At 44.6% G+C, this 16878-nt stretch carries 16 protein-coding genes; 13 read left to right on the top strand and 3 right to left on the bottom strand.

Features of this window, described 5'->3' with window-relative positions; genetic code table 11:
* Positions 1-14 precede the first annotated feature (14 nt).
* The 13 genes from cobK to MM817_RS06615 all read left to right on the top strand — a co-directional run bounded on the left by cobK (position 15) and on the right by MM817_RS06615 (position 13684).
* On the top strand, positions 15-809 hold the full coding sequence (cobK, locus tag MM817_RS06675) for a precorrin-6A reductase (protein WP_241712877.1): 795 nt from the start codon (positions 15-17) through the stop codon (positions 807-809).
* A gap of 15 nt (positions 810-824) precedes the next feature.
* Positions 825-1499 carry a precorrin-8X methylmutase gene (locus MM817_RS06670; protein WP_241712875.1) on the top strand — a complete coding sequence of 225 codons (675 nt, stop codon included), beginning with the start codon at positions 825-827 and terminating at the stop codon, positions 1497-1499.
* 1 nt (position 1500) lies between these two features.
* On the top strand, positions 1501-2604 hold the full coding sequence (locus tag MM817_RS06665; RefSeq protein WP_241713309.1) for a cobalt-precorrin-5B (C(1))-methyltransferase: 1104 nt from the start codon (positions 1501-1503) through the stop codon (positions 2602-2604).
* Positions 2588-3841 (top strand): precorrin-6y C5,15-methyltransferase (decarboxylating) subunit CbiE, encoded by a 1254-nt coding sequence (gene cbiE, locus MM817_RS06660; RefSeq protein WP_241713307.1) that lies wholly within the window; start codon positions 2588-2590, stop codon positions 3839-3841. The genes MM817_RS06665 and cbiE overlap by 17 nt, the downstream gene beginning before the upstream one ends.
* On the top strand, positions 3834-4556 hold the full coding sequence (cobI, locus tag MM817_RS06655) for a precorrin-2 C(20)-methyltransferase (RefSeq protein ID WP_241712873.1): 723 nt from the start codon (positions 3834-3836) through the stop codon (positions 4554-4556). The genes cbiE and cobI overlap by 8 nt, the downstream gene beginning before the upstream one ends.
* Positions 4547-5338 (top strand): precorrin-4 C(11)-methyltransferase, encoded by a 792-nt coding sequence (gene cobM / locus MM817_RS06650; protein ID WP_241713305.1) that lies wholly within the window; start codon positions 4547-4549, stop codon positions 5336-5338. The genes cobI and cobM overlap by 10 nt, the downstream gene beginning before the upstream one ends.
* Positions 5335-6426: a cobalt-precorrin 5A hydrolase gene (locus MM817_RS06645; RefSeq protein WP_241712871.1), complete on the top strand. Its 1092-nt coding sequence runs from the start codon at positions 5335-5337 to the stop codon at positions 6424-6426. Before cobM ends, MM817_RS06645 begins: the two co-directional genes overlap by 4 nt.
* A gap of 43 nt (positions 6427-6469) precedes the next feature.
* A complete protein-coding gene (locus MM817_RS06640; protein ID WP_241712869.1) occupies positions 6470-7903 on the top strand; it encodes an APC family permease in 1434 nt (477 codons plus the stop codon).
* A 47-nt stretch (positions 7904-7950) separates the two neighbouring features.
* Positions 7951-9342, top strand: coding sequence for a cobyrinic acid a,c-diamide synthase CobB (locus tag MM817_RS06635; protein WP_241712867.1), 1392 nt, complete (start codon positions 7951-7953; stop codon positions 9340-9342).
* A gap of 15 nt (positions 9343-9357) precedes the next feature.
* Positions 9358-10929, top strand: a complete 1572-nt coding sequence (locus MM817_RS06630) for a cobyric acid synthase (protein WP_241712865.1) — start codon at positions 9358-9360, stop codon at positions 10927-10929.
* Positions 10926-11513: a cob(I)yrinic acid a,c-diamide adenosyltransferase gene (locus tag MM817_RS06625; protein WP_241712863.1), complete on the top strand. Its 588-nt coding sequence runs from the start codon at positions 10926-10928 to the stop codon at positions 11511-11513. Before MM817_RS06630 ends, MM817_RS06625 begins: the two co-directional genes overlap by 4 nt.
* A gap of 99 nt (positions 11514-11612) precedes the next feature.
* The gene (locus MM817_RS06620; RefSeq protein ID WP_241712861.1) at positions 11613-12317 is read left to right on the top strand and encodes a precorrin-2 dehydrogenase/sirohydrochlorin ferrochelatase family protein; all 705 of its coding nucleotides are present in this window, start codon (positions 11613-11615) and stop codon (positions 12315-12317) included.
* A gap of 14 nt (positions 12318-12331) precedes the next feature.
* Positions 12332-13684, top strand: coding sequence for a DNA recombination protein RmuC (locus MM817_RS06615; protein ID WP_241712859.1), 1353 nt, complete (start codon positions 12332-12334; stop codon positions 13682-13684).
* A gap of 33 nt (positions 13685-13717) precedes the next feature.
* Here the strand turns inward: MM817_RS06615 and MM817_RS06610 are convergent, their stop codons facing one another.
* Genes MM817_RS06610 through MM817_RS06600 form a run of 3 tightly spaced genes read right to left on the bottom strand, consistent with a single transcriptional unit; the run spans position 13718 to position 16688 of the window.
* The gene (locus tag MM817_RS06610) at positions 13718-14476 is read right to left on the bottom strand and encodes a LutC/YkgG family protein (RefSeq protein ID WP_241712857.1); all 759 of its coding nucleotides are present in this window, start codon (positions 14474-14476) and stop codon (positions 13718-13720) included.
* 8 nt (positions 14477-14484) lie between these two features.
* The gene (locus tag MM817_RS06605; RefSeq protein WP_241712855.1) at positions 14485-15924 is read right to left on the bottom strand and encodes a LutB/LldF family L-lactate oxidation iron-sulfur protein; all 1440 of its coding nucleotides are present in this window, start codon (positions 15922-15924) and stop codon (positions 14485-14487) included.
* Positions 15921-16688 carry a (Fe-S)-binding protein gene (locus tag MM817_RS06600; protein ID WP_241712853.1) on the bottom strand — a complete coding sequence of 256 codons (768 nt, stop codon included), beginning with the start codon at positions 16686-16688 and terminating at the stop codon, positions 15921-15923. Before MM817_RS06600 ends, MM817_RS06605 begins: the two co-directional genes overlap by 4 nt.
* Positions 16689-16878 lie beyond the last annotated feature (190 nt).

The following is a 16878-nucleotide window of genomic DNA, read 5'->3' as shown; positions in this document are numbered from 1 at the left end:
GAGGGTCCTACGGGGTGATTTTTCTTTTAGCAGGTACGAGTGATGCGCGTGAGCTAGGTGTTGTTCTGCGCGACGCAGGGTATTCTTTGATTGCAAGTGTCGTAACAGAGAACGCTGCGCAAAGTCTTCGCGAGGAGCATCTGATGGTTCGAGTGGGAAGATTAGATGCGATACACATGGAGCAGACCATGAGGGATGAACACATTAGCGTCATCATTGACGCAAGCCATCCTTTTGCACGAGAGGCGCATGAAACAGCGATGGCAGCTGCAAAAGCAGTCGATGTACCGTATATTCGCTACGAGCGTGCTGGTTTGGATTTTTCTTTGCGCCATGGAGTGGTTTTAGTAGAAACATATGAAGAAGCTGCCGATGTTGCAGCAGAATTAAAAGGAAGCGTGATGCTAACAACTGGGGCTAAAACATTGCCTATCTTTGCAAAAAGATTATCTGCTATTTCTGATCTTCGACTCGTCATTCGTCTTCTTCCGCGGGCAGAGAACATGCAGATGTGTGAACAGCTGGGTATTGCGCAAAAAAACATTGTAGCTATGCAAGGTCCCTTTTCGTATGAATTCAATGCAGCTTTATATCAACATTATGGAACAACGGTCATGATCACAAAAGAAAGTGGAGAAGTCGGAGCAGTGGATGAAAAAGTTCAAGCTGCCATTGATCTTGGCATTATGATCATTGTGATCGGCAGGCCAAATATAGAGTATGGTACAAGTTTTTCTACTACTGGTCAGATTGTAGATGCATTAGCAGAATTGGGAGTTCCCTGTTATACGCAACCATCGCAGTTGTAAATGAGGAGGTATACGATGAGCCAACCACTCGATTTTCAACCAAGTACTATTGCACCCATGGAAATTGAAGAAAAGAGTTTTGAGATGATTGCACAGGAATTTGGGGAACACGAGATGTCGCCTACGCAGTTTGCAGTTGTGCAGCGCATCATTCATGCAACAGCTGATTTTGATTTGGGACGCAGTGTAGTTATCCATCCAAAAGCAATAGAATCAGGTATTGCTGCCATTCGCGCGGGTCGTCCGATCATTGCCGATGTGCAGATGGTACAAGTCGGGATTAGTAAGCCGAGACTAAGCCAATTTGGTTGTGAGGTACACGTCCATATTTCTGATCCTGATGTTGCACAAGAGGCAAAGGAGCTCGGGATAACTCGTGCTATTGTTTCTATGCGTAAAGCTGCAAGACAGTATCGGGGTGGGATATATGCTATTGGCAATGCTCCGACTGCGCTTCTTGAATTGATTACGCTTGTAAAAGCGGGGATTGTGTTACCTGATTTGATTATCGGAGTTCCTGTTGGTTTTGTATCTGCTGCGGAATCAAAAGCGGAGTTACTCAAATTAGACGTTCCTTATATCACCAATCATGGCCGTAAAGGCGGGAGTCCAGTGGCTGTTTCTGCTGTCAATGCCTTATCACTTCTTGCAAAACACGGTGCCGTTACTGAAGGTGAACGTCGTGTCTGAAATGCAAGAAGTTCCTGATCGACCCTTACGGCATGGGTATACGACAGGTGCATGTGCTACGGCATGTACAAAGGCGGCACTATTGACATTGCTCACACATACCCCCATAAGTACGGTGGATATAGTTCTGCCTATTGGAGAAGTTGTTACCTTCTCGATGGTGCGCGTAGACTGCAAAGACGATTGTGCAGAAGCCGCCACCATGAAAGATGCGGGAGATGATCCAGACGCTACACATGGCGCAACAATTGTAGCTAGTGTTTCATTTACCGATGGAATAGGTGTTGAAGTAGATGGTGGTATCGGAGTTGGACGTGTAACAAAACCTGGGCTTCCCGTTCCCGTGGGGATGGCTGCTATTAATCCAATTCCACGTCGCATGATCGTACAGGCTGTGAATGAGGTACTTGAATTGCATGGCATGACAAGGGGTGTTCGTGTCATTATCTCTGTGCCAGATGGAGAAGAGATTGCTAAAAAAACGTTAAATGCGCGCCTTGGCATTATCGGTGGAATTTCAATTCTTGGAACACGCGGGACAGTCGTGCCATTCTCCACATCATCTTATCGTGCAAGTATTATACAAGGATTGCGTGTGGCAAAGGAGCAGGGTAGGACAGCAGTTGTCCTCACTACAGGTGGTCGCAGTGAAAAATTTGCCATGCGAATGTATCCAGAACTTGCTGAAGATTGTTTTATCGAAATGGGCGATTTTGTTGGTTTTTCGGCATCGCAAGCAAAAAGGCTAGGTTTTCATGATCTGCGTTTTGTTGGCATGATGGGTAAATTTTCAAAAATCGCACAGGGAATCATGATGGTTCATTCTAAGAGTGCACCTGTTGATTTTGATTTCATTGCCCAAATGGCTGCAGAAGTAGGCGTAAAAGAAGAGTTATTGGCACAGATACGTACGGCAAATACCGCCACGCAAGTGGGGGACTGGATGCTAGAGTGGGGTTATCCACAATTTTTCGAACAAATGAGTCTCTATTGTTGTAAGCGGATTTCTGAAAGTATGGGTGGCGGTACAACCATTGTCACGCGTCTTGTCACCATGGGCGGAGTGGAACTAGGAGGGGCAACATTTGATGGAACTGAATCATAAATGGATTCAAGTCATTGGTATAGGCGATGATGGGATGGCAAGTCTTACACAGGCGCTGATTAAGCTTGTGTTGAATGCCGATCTTTTAGTTGGTGGAGAACGACATTTAGCGTTTTTTCCACAGTTTCAAAAAGATAAGATCGATATCAAGGGACCTCTTTCAACTGTTGTTGATCGCATCAAACAAGAGGGTTTAGGTAAACGCGTTGTCGTTCTTGCTTCTGGGGATCCCAACTTTTTTGGTATAGGTCCTTATCTAGTGAAACAGTTTGGTTCTTCGGAAGTGGAGATTCTCCCTAATCTAAGCTCCATTCAATTAGTGTGCGCACGTAGCAATGAAAGTTGGCATGATGCGACATGGATTAGCCTTCATGGTCGGTCGATGACAGGTCTTGCACAGCGTGTGCAGGCAGCGGATAAAGTGCTGATAGTAACCGATCCAATGAACACACCATCTGCCATAGCTCGTTATTTACTGGCTTATGAGATGAATGAATACGAAGCATTCATCGGTGAACACTTAGGTGGGCCCAATGAGAAAACAGGGTGGTATACACTCGAGCAATTGATCGATGGAACTTTTGCTGAGTTAAATATCGTGCTTTTAAAGCGCGTGCACAATGTGGTGTCGCACTATCCACTAGGTGTTGATGATGAACAATTTAGTCAGCGCAAACCTGATCGCGGGTTAATTACCAAGCGGGAGATTCGCGTGTTAAGTCTTGCACAACTGCAGTTGCAACCAGGTCATGTGTTGTGGGATATCGGGGCGTGCACGGGGTCTGTATCGATTGAAGCAATTTTACATACGCCGTTATTGCGAGTATATGCTATTGAGAAAAATGCTGATGATTTGATTAATTTACGTGAAAATCAGGTGAAGTTTCGCACTGATTTTGTGGCTGTCAATGGTCGTGCTCCGGCTGGATTAGACGAGTTTGAAGACCCTAATGCAGTCTTTATTGGAGGGAGTGGTGGGGAATTAAAGGAACTCTTGCAACTTTGTGCACAGCGTTTACGAGCAGGTGGCCGCATTGTCGTCAATGCTGCAACAATCGAGACTCTTGCTACAGCCTATGAGACGCTTCGTTCCCTTCAATTCACTGTGTCAGTTTCATTAGTGCAGACAGCGCGAAGCAAAGCGATTCTCCAATTGACGCGCTTTGAAGGTATGAATCCAGTGTACTTAGTTACAGGTGTGCAAAGTGAAAACGGGGATGGTGATCACGGTGAGTGAACGATTGACAGGTACATTGTACGGAGTGGGGGTTGGACCTGGAGATCCGGAACTTCTCACCATTAAAGCTTACCGCTATCTCAAAGAGTGCCAGGTGATTGCTTACCCTAAAAAACGTATGGGTGGACGAAGCTATGCATTGGATATTGTTGAACTCTATGTGAATCCCCAGGAAAAAACGATGCTTGGACTCATTTTCCCAATGACTAAAGATCAGTCTGAACTCACTGCCAGGTGGAATAAGACAGTAGATGAAGTAACAGCGCATTTGTTAGAACAACGGGATGTAGCATTTGTCACTGAAGGCGACCCAATGCTTTATAGCACATTTATTCACATGGCAAGGTTGTTAAAAGAGCGCTTTCCGGATATTCCAATTGTCACAGTACCTGGCATATCGTCTGTAAATGCTGCTGCATCTAGATTATCTGTGCCGCTTGCAGATGGCGATGAGGTGGTAGCAATCGTTCCTGCAACTGAGGATATGGCAGGTATGCGAGAAAGACTACGTGATCATGATTGTGTTGTTTTTTTAAAGGTAGCTAAAGTATTGGATCCGATGATTCAATTGCTTGAGGAGATGAAGTTAGTGGATTGTGCGATGGTCGTAACTAAAGTGACTTCAAGTGAAGAAGTTGTGTGGCGTAATGTGCGCGATCTTCGAGGAGCAGAATTAAATTATCTGACGCTTATGGTGGTGAAAAAATCATGTTAGACAATAAAGTATATATCGTAGGTGCGGGACCTGGTGATCCAGAACTCATAACTGTGAAGGGATTACGCATACTGCAAGAGGCTGATGTAGTGATATATACGGATAGTTTGGTATCAGAGGAGCTAATAGCACAGGCCGGAAAACATGCGATGATTGTGAAGAGCGCAGGAATGGATCTTGTGCAAATTGTAGATTTAATGGTAACCCATGTGCAAGCGGGACAAAGTGTGGCACGCGTACATACAGGTGATCCAGCGGTATATGGAGCTATTCTTGAGCAGATGGCGTTGTTGCAGCAATTAGGGATAGGTTATGAGATGATCCCTGGTGTCAGTTCAGTTTTTGCAGCAGCTGCAGCTCTTGGGGCAGAATTGACCGTTCCTGATCTTACGCAAACGGTTATTCTCACGCGCGTGGGCGGGAGAACGCCTATGCCGCCTCGTGAAGATTTGCGATCACTTGCAGAACATCATTGCACGATGGCATTTTATCTCTCTGCAACCCTTGCAAAAACCATTGTTGATGAACTTCTTTTGGCCGGATGGGATAAAGAAACTCCTGTTGCAGTGGTGCAAAAAGCCACATGGCCAGAACAAAAGATCATTCGCACGTCGTTAACGGGGCTCATTCGCTCGATGGGAGATCAGCATATCTCCAGTCATGCCATGATCTTAGCAGGATGGGCGCTTGATCCACAATTATTGCATACCACGGAGCATCGGTCAAAGCTCTATGATAAGACCTTTACTCATCGGTATCGAAAGGGTGTGGCAGACGTTTGAAACAGAGTTTTGCAGTAGTCGCCATAACCAAACATGGGACAGCGCTCGCTCGCAAACTACATGCACAGTGGCCGAGTGTGGATGTGTATTATTCCAAAAAATTTCTGCATGGCGATGAAGAGACACTTGGCATAGTTGCATTTGATGAATCGGTCATGCAACTGTTGCCAAAGCTTTTTACAAGCTACGAAGGGATCATTAGCATCATTTCACTTGGAGCGATGGTGCGCATGATCGCGCCATTGTTAAAAGATAAGAAAACAGATCCTGCGGTTGTAGTCATCGATGATCGTGGGAACTACGTCATTAGTGTATTATCTGGGCATCTCGGTGGGGCAAATGAACTGACCCGTACGGTGGCTCAGATGCTAAAGGCAACACCCGTGATTACGACTGCATCTGACGTGAGTGAAACGATTGCAGTAGATTTACTGGGACGGAATTTAGGCTGGGAGATCGAAGGATTTGATCAGGTGACAAGAGTGAGTGCAGCGATAGTCAATGAAGAACCTGCTGTCGTCATTCAGGAATCTGGTGAACGCAATTGGTGGACATACAATAAACCGCTACCTTCGCACATCCATGTCGTTCGTCATTTGGATGAAGCAAAAGATGAACAGTATCACGCTGCTCTGTGGATCACTCATCGTGTATTGACGGAGAAGGAGCTTACAGCGTGTTCACCAGCAGCCGTGTTGTATAGGCCAAAAGTGTTGGTGCTTGGTATTGGCTGCAATCGCGATACGACAGCCGATGAGATTGAACGGGTGATCTCTGATACGTTAGCTACACATCAGCTAGCGATGACAAGCGTTCGCAATGTTGCTACTATTGATCTAAAGGCACATGAACCAGGTCTTCTTTCAGTATGCACCACTCATCATTGGCCACTTGTCACGTATACGGCAGCGGAATTAAACGAGGTACCATTAGTGCATCCATCAGAAACCGTGTTTCGCTATGTTGGTGCGTACGGTGTGAGTGAACCTGCTGCTTTGCGCTCTGCAAAAGCACAAGACTGGCTGATTGAAAAAGTTAAATCAGGCAATGTAACACTTTCTGTATGTCTAGTTCACGTTACAGATTAATACGGATTGTACGTAGTTTACGAGAGGGCGTGAACAGAGCACAGTGGAACGGAAAAGTAACAAGCATCACAATTTGAAACAAACATTCTCTCTCTTGGATTTAAGTAGTTTATCTATTTCTAGCGTTGGACCAGCCTTTAGTATCTCAGCAGCTGCTGGAGTGATGGTTGCGTACAGTGGCATCTATAGTTTACTTGCTATTTTACTTGTGGCCATTCCGTTTATTTTATCTTCGTTTATTTTTCGCGTTCTCAATCAACATTTCCCACACTCAGGTGCATCCTATCATTGGTCTGCACGTGTGATTGGCGCCAAGGCAAGTCGCTTTCAAGGATGGGTAATTATTCTTGCGTATTTCACATCACTCCCACCGATTGTTATTCCTGCTGCGCAATATACAATAGCTTTGGTTCATCCAGGTTGGCAAAATAACGTATGGGCGGAATTAGCCATAAGTACATTTTGGTTAGTGTTTGCATTAGTTCCGCTTCTTTCTGGAGCAAAACCGACTGCGAGGATCACACAAGTTTTTTTAGTTGTTGAAGTGCTATTTTTAATAGTATTTGCTGGGCTTGGGATCACGTTGTTACCACACGCCCATTTTCCAGCATGGCACGGCAAGTTTCCTGTTGCCGGAATTTTATTGACCATGGTTGTCGCAACGACGATTCTCGATGGTTGGGAAATTGATAGTTATGCATCGGAGGAATCTTCAAAGCCAAAGCAAGATCCGGGACTAGGCGGAATTATCGGTGCCATGATTGCACTGCTCATCTATGCAGTATTGTTTCCTCTGATAATTGGGGAAACACCAATATCTGCACTAGCAAACTCACCTGATCCGATGGTAGCTTGGATCAATCATGTAGGGCCTTTTTTGCCATCGATGTTGCGCAAGTCTATACTTATTCCTATCTTAGCATCTACTGCTGGATCGCTGTGGTTAACTGCTTTCATCTTAATTCGAGCTCTGTATGCCATGGGGCGTGACCGCTTATTGCCGCAATCATTTGCTACGCTCAATCGGCATGGATCACCTGCTACGGTTACACTCATCGTCTTTGCTTTACTCTTTATGATTACTATTTTACAGTTGTTTGTGACCTCTTTAGCCACATTTTTTGCTATTATTTTATCAGCAGCAGGCTTCTTTCTTACGTTAGAATTTACACTTGATAGTTTTACCGCATCCATTTTTTTGTGGCGAATGCATCGACATCGTCATGTAAGTGATATGAAATGGCACACTCATCGACTGATGGGGATTAGTTCTATTTTCACGACAGTGTACTTGGCAGCAGTTTTAGTTGCCTTTCTTGTGTTAAGTCCGAAGATCATCTCTCCGTGGTCAGATTATGCTGTCTTATTTTTATTGATACTAGGGATCATCTTTATGCTGATTCCAAGAAAACAATCGCACGTAGTATACACAGTAGAATTCGAAGAAGAAGGTACAGGAACTACAGTATCTATCTAGCATAGATAGATACTGTGTGATCTCAATGTTTTTGATGGGAGGAAAGCATGAATCAACCACGATTGCTTCTAGCAGGTACGCATTCAGGCGTTGGAAAAACGACCTTTACACTTGGTCTCTTGGCCGCTTTGCAAAAAAGAGGATTAGCCGTTCAAGGTTTTAAAGCAGGTCCTGATTATATCGACCCTAGTTATCACACCGCAGTTACAGGAAGAGTGTCTCGCAATGTTGACCGCATTATGCTAGGAGATGAGGTCGTTTTAGAGATTTTTATGCGCGCGAGCAGAGGCGCAGATATCTCAATGATTGAAGGCGTGATGGGGCTTTACGATGGCCGCGATGCGCAATCAGATCGCGGGAGTAGCGCGGATCTTGCCATGTTACTGCAAGCTCCCATTGTGCTTGTCATCGATGCAAGTGGCATGGCTCGTAGTGCCGCAGCCCTTGTTTTAGGGTATCAGAAGTTTTTGGATGGAGTTCCCATTGCGGGGGTTCTTGTCAATCGGGTAGGGAGTGAGGGCCACTATCGTCTGGTTCAGTCTGCAATTGAACAAATGTGTGGACTTCCTACAGTGGGCTATCTTGAAAAGATGACAGAAGTGTCGATGCCAGAGCGGCATTTAGGTCTTATTCCGGCACTAGAACGCGGGGAATTACGACCTCTATTTGATCAACTTGCACAGCGTGTAGAGGCAACTGTAGATATTGCTGCACTACAAGTCATTGCGCAGTCTGCGCCTGCTATACAAGAACCGTCAAAAACTATTTTCAAACGTAAAACAGCGTGGGCAATTACCAAAATTGCCATTGCTAAAGATTCCGCTTTTAACTTTTATTATCCAGAGAACTTAGAGCTCTTACAACTAGCCGGAGCAGAGCTTGTCTACTTTTCACCGCTTGCAGGAGAATTACTTCCAGAAGATGTAGATGGGCTCTATATTGGTGGTGGATTTCCGGAAGAGTTTGCACACGACTTAAGTCTACAAACTGCTGTGATGAGTCAATTGCGCGAGCGCATTGAAGCTGGGTTACCAACCTTTGCGGAATGTGGTGGCTATATGTTTTTGGCAAAAGAGTTGATGGATCGTACAGGCAATTCGTATCAGATGGTAGGTGTTCTAGACGCAAAAGTACAGATGCATGCACGTCTTGTCGCGCTTGGATATCGGGAAGCAACAGCACCTGTCGATCAATTGCTATTGGCAAAAGGTGAGATGGTAAAGGGACATGAGTTTCACTACTCGACATTGACGTACGAGAGAGAGCAAAGTACGCCTGCGTACGAGGTGACAGGATTGCGCGGTAAAAAAATGGACGGATTTGCATCGGAGACGTTAGTAGCAGGGTATACGCATCTTCATTTTGCCTCCAATCCAATGGTTGCGACTCGCTTTGTGGCCTCTTGTGTGGCATATCAGCAACAGCGGATCGCGAAGTAGAAGGAGGGGTTGTGGATGGGAGTGCAACATGGAGCAAAAGGAATTATGTTTCTTGGGACGGCATCGAATGTTGGCAAGAGTACACTCTCTACTGCGCTGTGCCGAATTCTAGCGCAAGATGGGTATCGGGTGGCTCCATTTAAGGCACAAAATATGTCACTGAATTCAGCTGTTACGCCATCTGGACGAGAAATAGGGCGTGCGCAAGCGGTTCAGGCAGAGGCTGCGGGAATTTTATCAAATGAACATATGAATCCTGTATTATTGAAGCCGACAGGTAGTAGTCGATCTCAAGTTGTTGTACAGGGACGTGTAAAAGAGACCATGTCAGCACGTTCCTACTTTCAAAGTAACAAAAGTGAATTGTGGCAAGCAGTTGTGGAGTCCTATACGTTCCTAAAAGAACGATATGATGTGATCGTGATGGAAGGTGCCGGAAGTCCGGTTGAAATGAACTTAAAGTCACGCGATATTGTCAATATGCGGGCTGCGATGATGGCTGATGCGGATGTTTTTCTCGTCGCAGATATTGATCGTGGGGGCATTTTCGCCTCGGTCGTAGGTACACTGTTGCTGTTAACGGAGGAAGAGCGGGCGCGTGTCAAGGGGATCATTGTCAATAAATTTCGCGGCGACCCTAAGTTGTTTGAAGATGGAGTGCGTTTACTTGAAGAGTATGCAAAAGTCCCTGTTTTAGGTGTCATACCACACATCGCTGATTTGGGAATTGAAGAGGAAGACTCACTTGGGTTAGAAGAGGATCGTTATCACCATGTGAAGGCACATACAAGAGAGGATCAAGTACCTGACGAACAGCGAGTACATATTGGCATCATACATTTACCTCATATTGCGAATTTCACGGACTTTGATCCACTATTTCTTGAGGCTGAGGTGTCTGTCACTTTTTGTACTAAAGTAGAAGATCTTATAGGTGTAGATGCAATTATTCTGCCTGGAACGAAAAACACAATGGAAGACTTGCGTTTTTTACATGAGTCTGGACTTGCAAAAGCGATTACTCAGCACGCAACAAAGGGTGTATCAGTGCTTGGTATTTGCGGTGGGTTGCAGATGCTAGGTGAGCGAGTAATGGATCCCCATCATCATGAATCAGAGGATTCAGTGATACCCGGGCTTCACTTATTTCACTACGAGACGACAATTACCGATGAGAAACGCACAGAACTTGTGCGTGGAGAACTGCAAGGAGTATTTGCAGGAATTTTTGTACATGGTTATGAAATTCACATGGGTAAAACAGTGGGTGACAAAGATCAAGCATTTGCTTTAGCTAAAAGCGATCGTGATATAACGATGATCGAAGATGGAGCACAGTCACTGGATGGTCGCTATATTGGAACCTATTTGCACGGAATTTTACACAATGATCACTTTCGTGTGATATGGTTGAATCGCTTGCGAGCTGTGCATGGGTGGAAACCATTGGAGCATACGGTGTTAACGAGTGAAGTGCGGGCACATGCATATGATCGGTTGGCTTCAATCGTGCGAGAGCATCTAGATATGAATGTAGTATATCAACTACTTAAACAAGATTCTAAGCGAGGAGAGAACTGTATATGAAAATTTATACGCGTGGTGGGGATAAGGGAAAAACGGCGTTGATTGGTGGCGAACGTCGGTTTAAAGATAATGCACGAGTTGAGGCTTATGGTGCGGTCGACGAAGGCGGTGCGTTTATCGGACTTGCAATGACTGAACTCGATGCCACTCGCGATGCCGATATCATTGCATTACTGCAAAAAATTCAACAAACGCTATGGGATGTGGGGGCAGACCTCGCGCGACCTGCAAACATCGAACGTCCATTTCGCACCGTAGATCATGCGGCAGATGAACTTGAACCGTTGATTGATGAGTATAAAGAACAGGCTGATCGTTTGACTAAATTCGTCTTGCGTGGTGGGAATAAAGGTGCGGCTTCACTGCATGTCGCGTGCACAGTGATCAGAAGAGCAGAACGACGTGTTGTTGCTCTGATGCAGCAAGAGGATATTCATCCAGTCACCTTAAAGTATATCAACCGCTTATCTGATCTGTTATTTGTTTTAGCACGTGCTATCAATGCTCGTGAAAACCATGCAGAGATTGAGTATGAGCATAGTCCTACCGTATTTCATGATAAGCCCCAAAAGGTGAGAGAGTAATTAGTATTTCTAAAAAGTGTTGTTCATGTAGAGTATTGATTTCTATAGGGTACTACAACTAAAGGTTCAATGAGTGACAATGCATTGGAGATGAGCGCGGTGGGCGCATCACAGTATGGAGCGTTTCTACAACTTGTCGATAGTAAGTGTCTTGTAGTGGGTGGGGGAACAATTGCCGTTCGCAAAATACAAGGATTAGTGGAAACGGGAGCTCATCTTGTCATAGTCAGTCCAGAGCTTGATCCGCGACTTGTGGATGTACTTCTAATGGGTACACATACACATATTAAACGATGTTATGAAGCACATGACGTATTAGGGATGCGACTGGTTTTTGCAGCTACCAATGATGCAGATGTGAATGCACGCGTGGCACAAGATGCAAATGCACAGGGGATTTTGGTTAATGTCGCCGATAATCCAAGCCTTTGTTCATTCATGGTACCCTCTGTTATTGCGCGAGGTGATGTCAGTATTGCTATTGGATCAGCAGGTCAAAGTCCAGCACTGACGCGAGCTCTCAAGCAATATTTAGAGCCCCTATTGCCTATTGCAATAGGGGCACTTGCTCGCTATCTAAGTAGCTTGCGCGAGCAGATCTTAAGTCTTCATCTGCCTGAACATGAACGGCATGAATGGTTAAAACGCTTGATTTCAGTGGAGATGCTAGAAGCTTGGCGGCAAGGGGATCATACGAAATTAGAAGCAACAATACAACAAGTATGTAATCAGTATGGTTTAGTCGTGGCACCTCTTCCTAAAGCGATTGATGAGTATCACCATAGCAAGCAAATAGTAGAATAGGAGAAAGCAGATACATGGGAACGACTATATTGTTAATCATCGTGATCATTTTAGAGATATGGCTCGTGTATGCGACTATTATGAAACAACGTATCCATGGGACACATCAAGAAACAGATCGATTGATGCGCGAGATACGTGACGAGTTCTTGCGCAGTCGTACTGAGACACTAGAGGCTGCACGGCGAGATCGCGAGGAGATCGGGTTACTGTTGCAACGACATGATAAGGCATTACAAGATGCCATTATGCGTCAGAGTGATCGAATGCAAAACGGCTTTGAAAGTGTTTCCCATACGCTTTCAAAAGTATCACATGAACAGCGTGTGGAACTCACGCAACGTCTTGATCGCTTGACAGAAGTGACAGAGGTTCACTTGAATAGTGTGAAAGAGACGATGGACAAACGTTTACAAACTATGCTTACTAACAATGAACAAAAGCTTGAACAAATACGTGTAACAGTGGATGAAAAATTGCACCAAACGTTAGAGCAACGATTGGGTGAGTCATTTAAACTGGTTTCTGAACGCTTGGAACAAGTGCATAAAGGACTCGGTGAGATGCAGTTACTCGCAGGTGGCGTTGGTGATTTAAAACGCATTATGACAAATGTTAAGATGCGCGGTACATGGGGAGAAGTACAGTTAGGCAATTTGCTTGAACAAATCTTAACCATCGATCAGTATGCGTTAAATGTCGCAGTCAATCCAGAACATCAAGAACGAGTTGAATTTGCGTTGCGACTTCCTGGTAAACGAGCAGATGAAATACCTGTGTGGTTACCGATTGATGCTAAGTTTCCTGTAGAAGACTATCAACGTCTCATGGATGCGCAAGATACAGGCGATATAGTGCAAACCGAAGAGGCGGCAAAGGCGCTCGTGCGTCGCGTTCGCGATGAGGCGAAAAAGATCCACGATAAATATATTTGTCCACCTCACACGACAGATTTTGCTCTATTATTTGTGCCGACAGAAGGACTTTATGCAGAGATCATTCGCCGTCCTGGTTTGCTCGAAGAGCTACAACGAACGTATCGTGTGGTTGTTACAGGGCCGACAACCATAGCTGCGATTTTAAATAGCTTGCAGATGGGATTTCGTACATTAGCGATTGAAAAACGTTCTTCAGAAGTGTGGATTACACTTGGAGCAGTAAAAACGGAGTTTTTAAAGTTTGGAGAAGTATTAGCAAAAGTGAAAAAGAAAATTGACTCAGCGAGTTCGGAATTTGGACAAGTAGAGCGGCGCACACGAGTGATTACAAAAAAATTGCACGACGTGGAGTCACTACCTGAAGGACAAGCAACAGAATTCATTGATGACTCTCTACTAGTATTGGATGAAGATCAAGATAGCGACTAAACCAACTATTGATGAAAAGAAGTGAGATACCGATCACTTGTTTTCATCAATAATGATATAAATATACACGTATTTTGGACCGTGAACACCTATTGTAGAATCCATTTCAATATCAGAAGTACGGCTGGGACCAGTGATAAAATTTACAGCACTTTTCATCTTCTCTTTTTGTAGATCTAAAAGAACGCTCGCAGCACGTAAATGGATGCGTTTATAGGGTACAAACGCAACATGCACAGGTGGTAAGAGGCTAACGGAACGACCACTCTGAGCATCTCCGATGACTACTAGGGATCCCGTTTCAGCTATGGCGTATGGCGCTGAAGTAATGCCAAGCGTTGCTTGTGCAATGGTAGCTTTAGTTATCTCTTTTTCTTCTCCCCAGGTGTACAGCACAACACCGCGATCTTGCAAAACCTTGTCTAAGTCAAGTGAATGTAGCCATGGATCTTCCCATTTGATTGCAGACTGGATATGATGCTCGATGATGAGTTTGTCTAATGCATTTGGAGCTTCACTCAGAGAGATGATGGCTCCATGACCTCCAACTTCTTCAAGCTCACGGCAAAAAATCTCCGCTAAGTGCATCCAATCTTGTGGATCGAGTGGGTCATTTACTAGTTGCTTTTGTAATAATTGTGCAGACCAAGTGGGCGTAGATGTGGGTAAGGAACTATGCACGAGTCCTTCACTACCTACTAAATTTCTCTTTGGTGCTTCTGTAGGGACTGTATTGCGTCCTAATCGTTTTATAATTTTATTCATAAATTCTGATTCACTTGTTGGTGTCATGTCCGTCCTTACTCCTTTCGCGCCACGTGTGGTAATTTTTCTGTGATTTGATCGATGACTAGACCTTTTGCAAAACGTTCGCGAAAGGTGAGTGGACTTAATCCGTCAAGACTTCTAGTTTTTGACCAACTAGATAAAATAGGAATAGATGAGTGGAATTCTCCATTTTTCATCAACCATTTCTGTACAGACCGTAGAGAGCGTACAGCTAAACGATAGTTCTTAGGACTTGCAAATGTTTTTTTATATATTTGAAATGCGAGTCGTTCAGCGGGTGGTGTAAAACCTCGTGACACATTGCGTGCTCGCAGTTTTACAAGCATGTCGTGAAGTGGAATTTTTACAGGACACGCTTCATAACAGGCACCACATAGGCTAGATGCATAGGGCAGCTCAGCCGATTCTGGATCGTCGCGCAATAGTGGAGTGAGGACTGCACCAATGGGACCAGAATACACGGATCCGTAAGCATGACCTCCGATTTGTCGATAGACGGGACACACATTCAGACACGCACCACAGCGAATACACTGTAAAACTTCCTGAAAATCAGGATCTCCAAGCGATTGACTACGTTGATTATCGAGAATAATGAGGTGGAACTCTTTGGCTCCGTCTAATTCATCATGTGCGCGGGGGCCTGTGACAAGGGAGACGTAGCTTGTTAATTGTTGGCCTGTAGCACTGCGAGGGAGTATATTCATAAATACTTCTAGATCGGCAAGTGTTGGTAGGACTCGCTCCATCCCCATAACGGCAATATGCACAGGTGGAAGGGTTGTAACCATACGTCCGTTTCCCTCGTTAGTAAATAGACAGACAGTTCCTGTTTCTGCAATACCAAAATTGCAACCAGTAATGCCAATTTCAGCTTCAATGAATTTTTGTCGCAATACTTCGTGTGCGTAATCGTTTAAGCTTGGTGTGTCAGATGCGATTTTTCGATTAGCTACTTGGCTAAATAAATCTGCGATTTGTTCGCGTCCTTTATGAATAGCAGGCGCAATAATGTGGGATGGGGTTTCGTGAGCTAGTTGAATAATGTATTCACCAAGATCTGTTTCTACAACTTCAACACCCATTTGTTCTAATGCATCATTGAGGTGCAGTTCCTCTGTAACCATAGATTTTGATTTAATCACTTTGGTCGCATGATGTGATTGGATCACGCCTTGAATTGCTTCTACCGCATCCGTTGTATCTGCACAAAAATACACATGACCGCCGCGCCTGCGAACTTCACTAGCAAGCTGTGTAAGATAGTAGTCTAGGTTTGATATAACGTGTTCACGAATCTCACGTCCTCGCTCACTCCACTGTGCAAAATCAATCTTCGTAAGTGCCTGTGCTTTTTTCGTGCGCAAGCGATCTGTTGCGATATTCACTGCATGATGTAAATGATCATCTGTAAGGGCATGTGTAATTCGTTCGTCAAATTGTTTATTCACTTGATGTTCACCCCTTCCCGATTATCTAAGATCGGTAGGTCAGATGAGGCTCGATCTAGAAATTGTGCAAGATGCATAGTGGGGATATGTGTATTCATGTGCTTCATTCGCCCAGCAATATTCATTAGACACCCCATATCAAGACCGAGGAGGAGTTGTGCGGAAGTCTCTGCAATATGAACGACTTTTTCTGTGGCCATGGCAGTTGAAATGTGCGGCATTTTTACTGCAAACGTACCCCCAAATCCACAACACAGTTCAGCAAAAGGGAGATCTACTAACTGTAATCCTTCAACATGTCGCATAAGACGATAGGGGGAATCCGTGACACCAAGTAAACGCATTCCATGACACGATGGATGGTAGGTTGCTGAAATATGTGCTTTTGCTCCAATGTCCTCTACTTTTAATACATCAACAAAAAATTGCGTCCATTCATAAGTGCGTTGTGTCAATTTTTTTATTCTATCAAGTTGTTTATGGTCACCTTTAAATAAAATAGGATAATCATGAATGACCATCGCTGCGCAAGAGCCGGAAGGCGTAACAATGTATTCGCTATCTGCAAATGCAGTAAGCCACGTCTTAGCAACCTCGCGAGCCTCTTCAAAATATCCAGAATTAAATGCAGGTTGTCCACAACACGTCTGACCCATCGGAACATCCACTTGAATACCTTGTCGTTGCAATAAGTGGACGAGACTTTCTGCGACTTCAGGAAACATGGTATCTACAAGACAAGTAATAAAGAGAGAAACTTGCACCAGTTCACCAACTTTCCATGATGTGATTAAGTAATTACATCTATGCATGTACTCATGTATACTAAAAAAGCCTGTTCAAAAAGGGTGCAGGTAAGACCCGCGCAGTGCAAGGAAGCAAGCCAAGAATGTGGACTGAGCGTACGTTTTGGGTACGTGAGGGAGCGTTCTTGGCGCTGACGCTACCATGTGC

This window comes from Sulfoacidibacillus ferrooxidans (assembly GCF_022606465.1).
GTDB classification, from domain to species: Bacteria; Bacillota; Bacilli; order Alicyclobacillales; family SLC66; genus Sulfoacidibacillus; species Sulfoacidibacillus ferrooxidans.
Note: the sequence above shows the minus strand (reverse complement) of the source record. Positions and strands in the feature narration are given on the sequence as shown.

Bases quoted from the DNA above. Each gene is read 5' to 3' on its own strand.
- MM817_RS06670 (WP_241712875.1), top strand. From the start codon at position 825: ATGAGCCAACCACTCGATTTTCAACCAAGTACTATTGCACCCATGGAA.
- MM817_RS06665 (WP_241713309.1), top strand. From the start codon at position 1,501: ATGCAAGAAGTTCCTGATCGACCCTTACGGCATGGGTATACGACAGGT.
- cbiE (WP_241713307.1), top strand. From the start codon at position 2,588: ATGGAACTGAATCATAAATGGATTCAAGTCATTGGTATAGGCGATGAT.
- MM817_RS06635 (WP_241712867.1), top strand. From the start codon at position 7,951: ATGAATCAACCACGATTGCTTCTAGCAGGTACGCATTCAGGCGTTGGA.
- MM817_RS06630 (WP_241712865.1), top strand. From the start codon at position 9,358: ATGGGAGTGCAACATGGAGCAAAAGGAATTATGTTTCTTGGGACGGCA.
- MM817_RS06625 (WP_241712863.1), top strand. From the start codon at position 10,926: ATGAAAATTTATACGCGTGGTGGGGATAAGGGAAAAACGGCGTTGATT.
- MM817_RS06615 (WP_241712859.1), top strand. From the start codon at position 12,332: ATGGGAACGACTATATTGTTAATCATCGTGATCATTTTAGAGATATGG.
- MM817_RS06610 (WP_241712857.1), bottom strand. From the start codon at position 14,476: ATGACACCAACAAGTGAATCAGAATTTATGAATAAAATTATAAAACGA.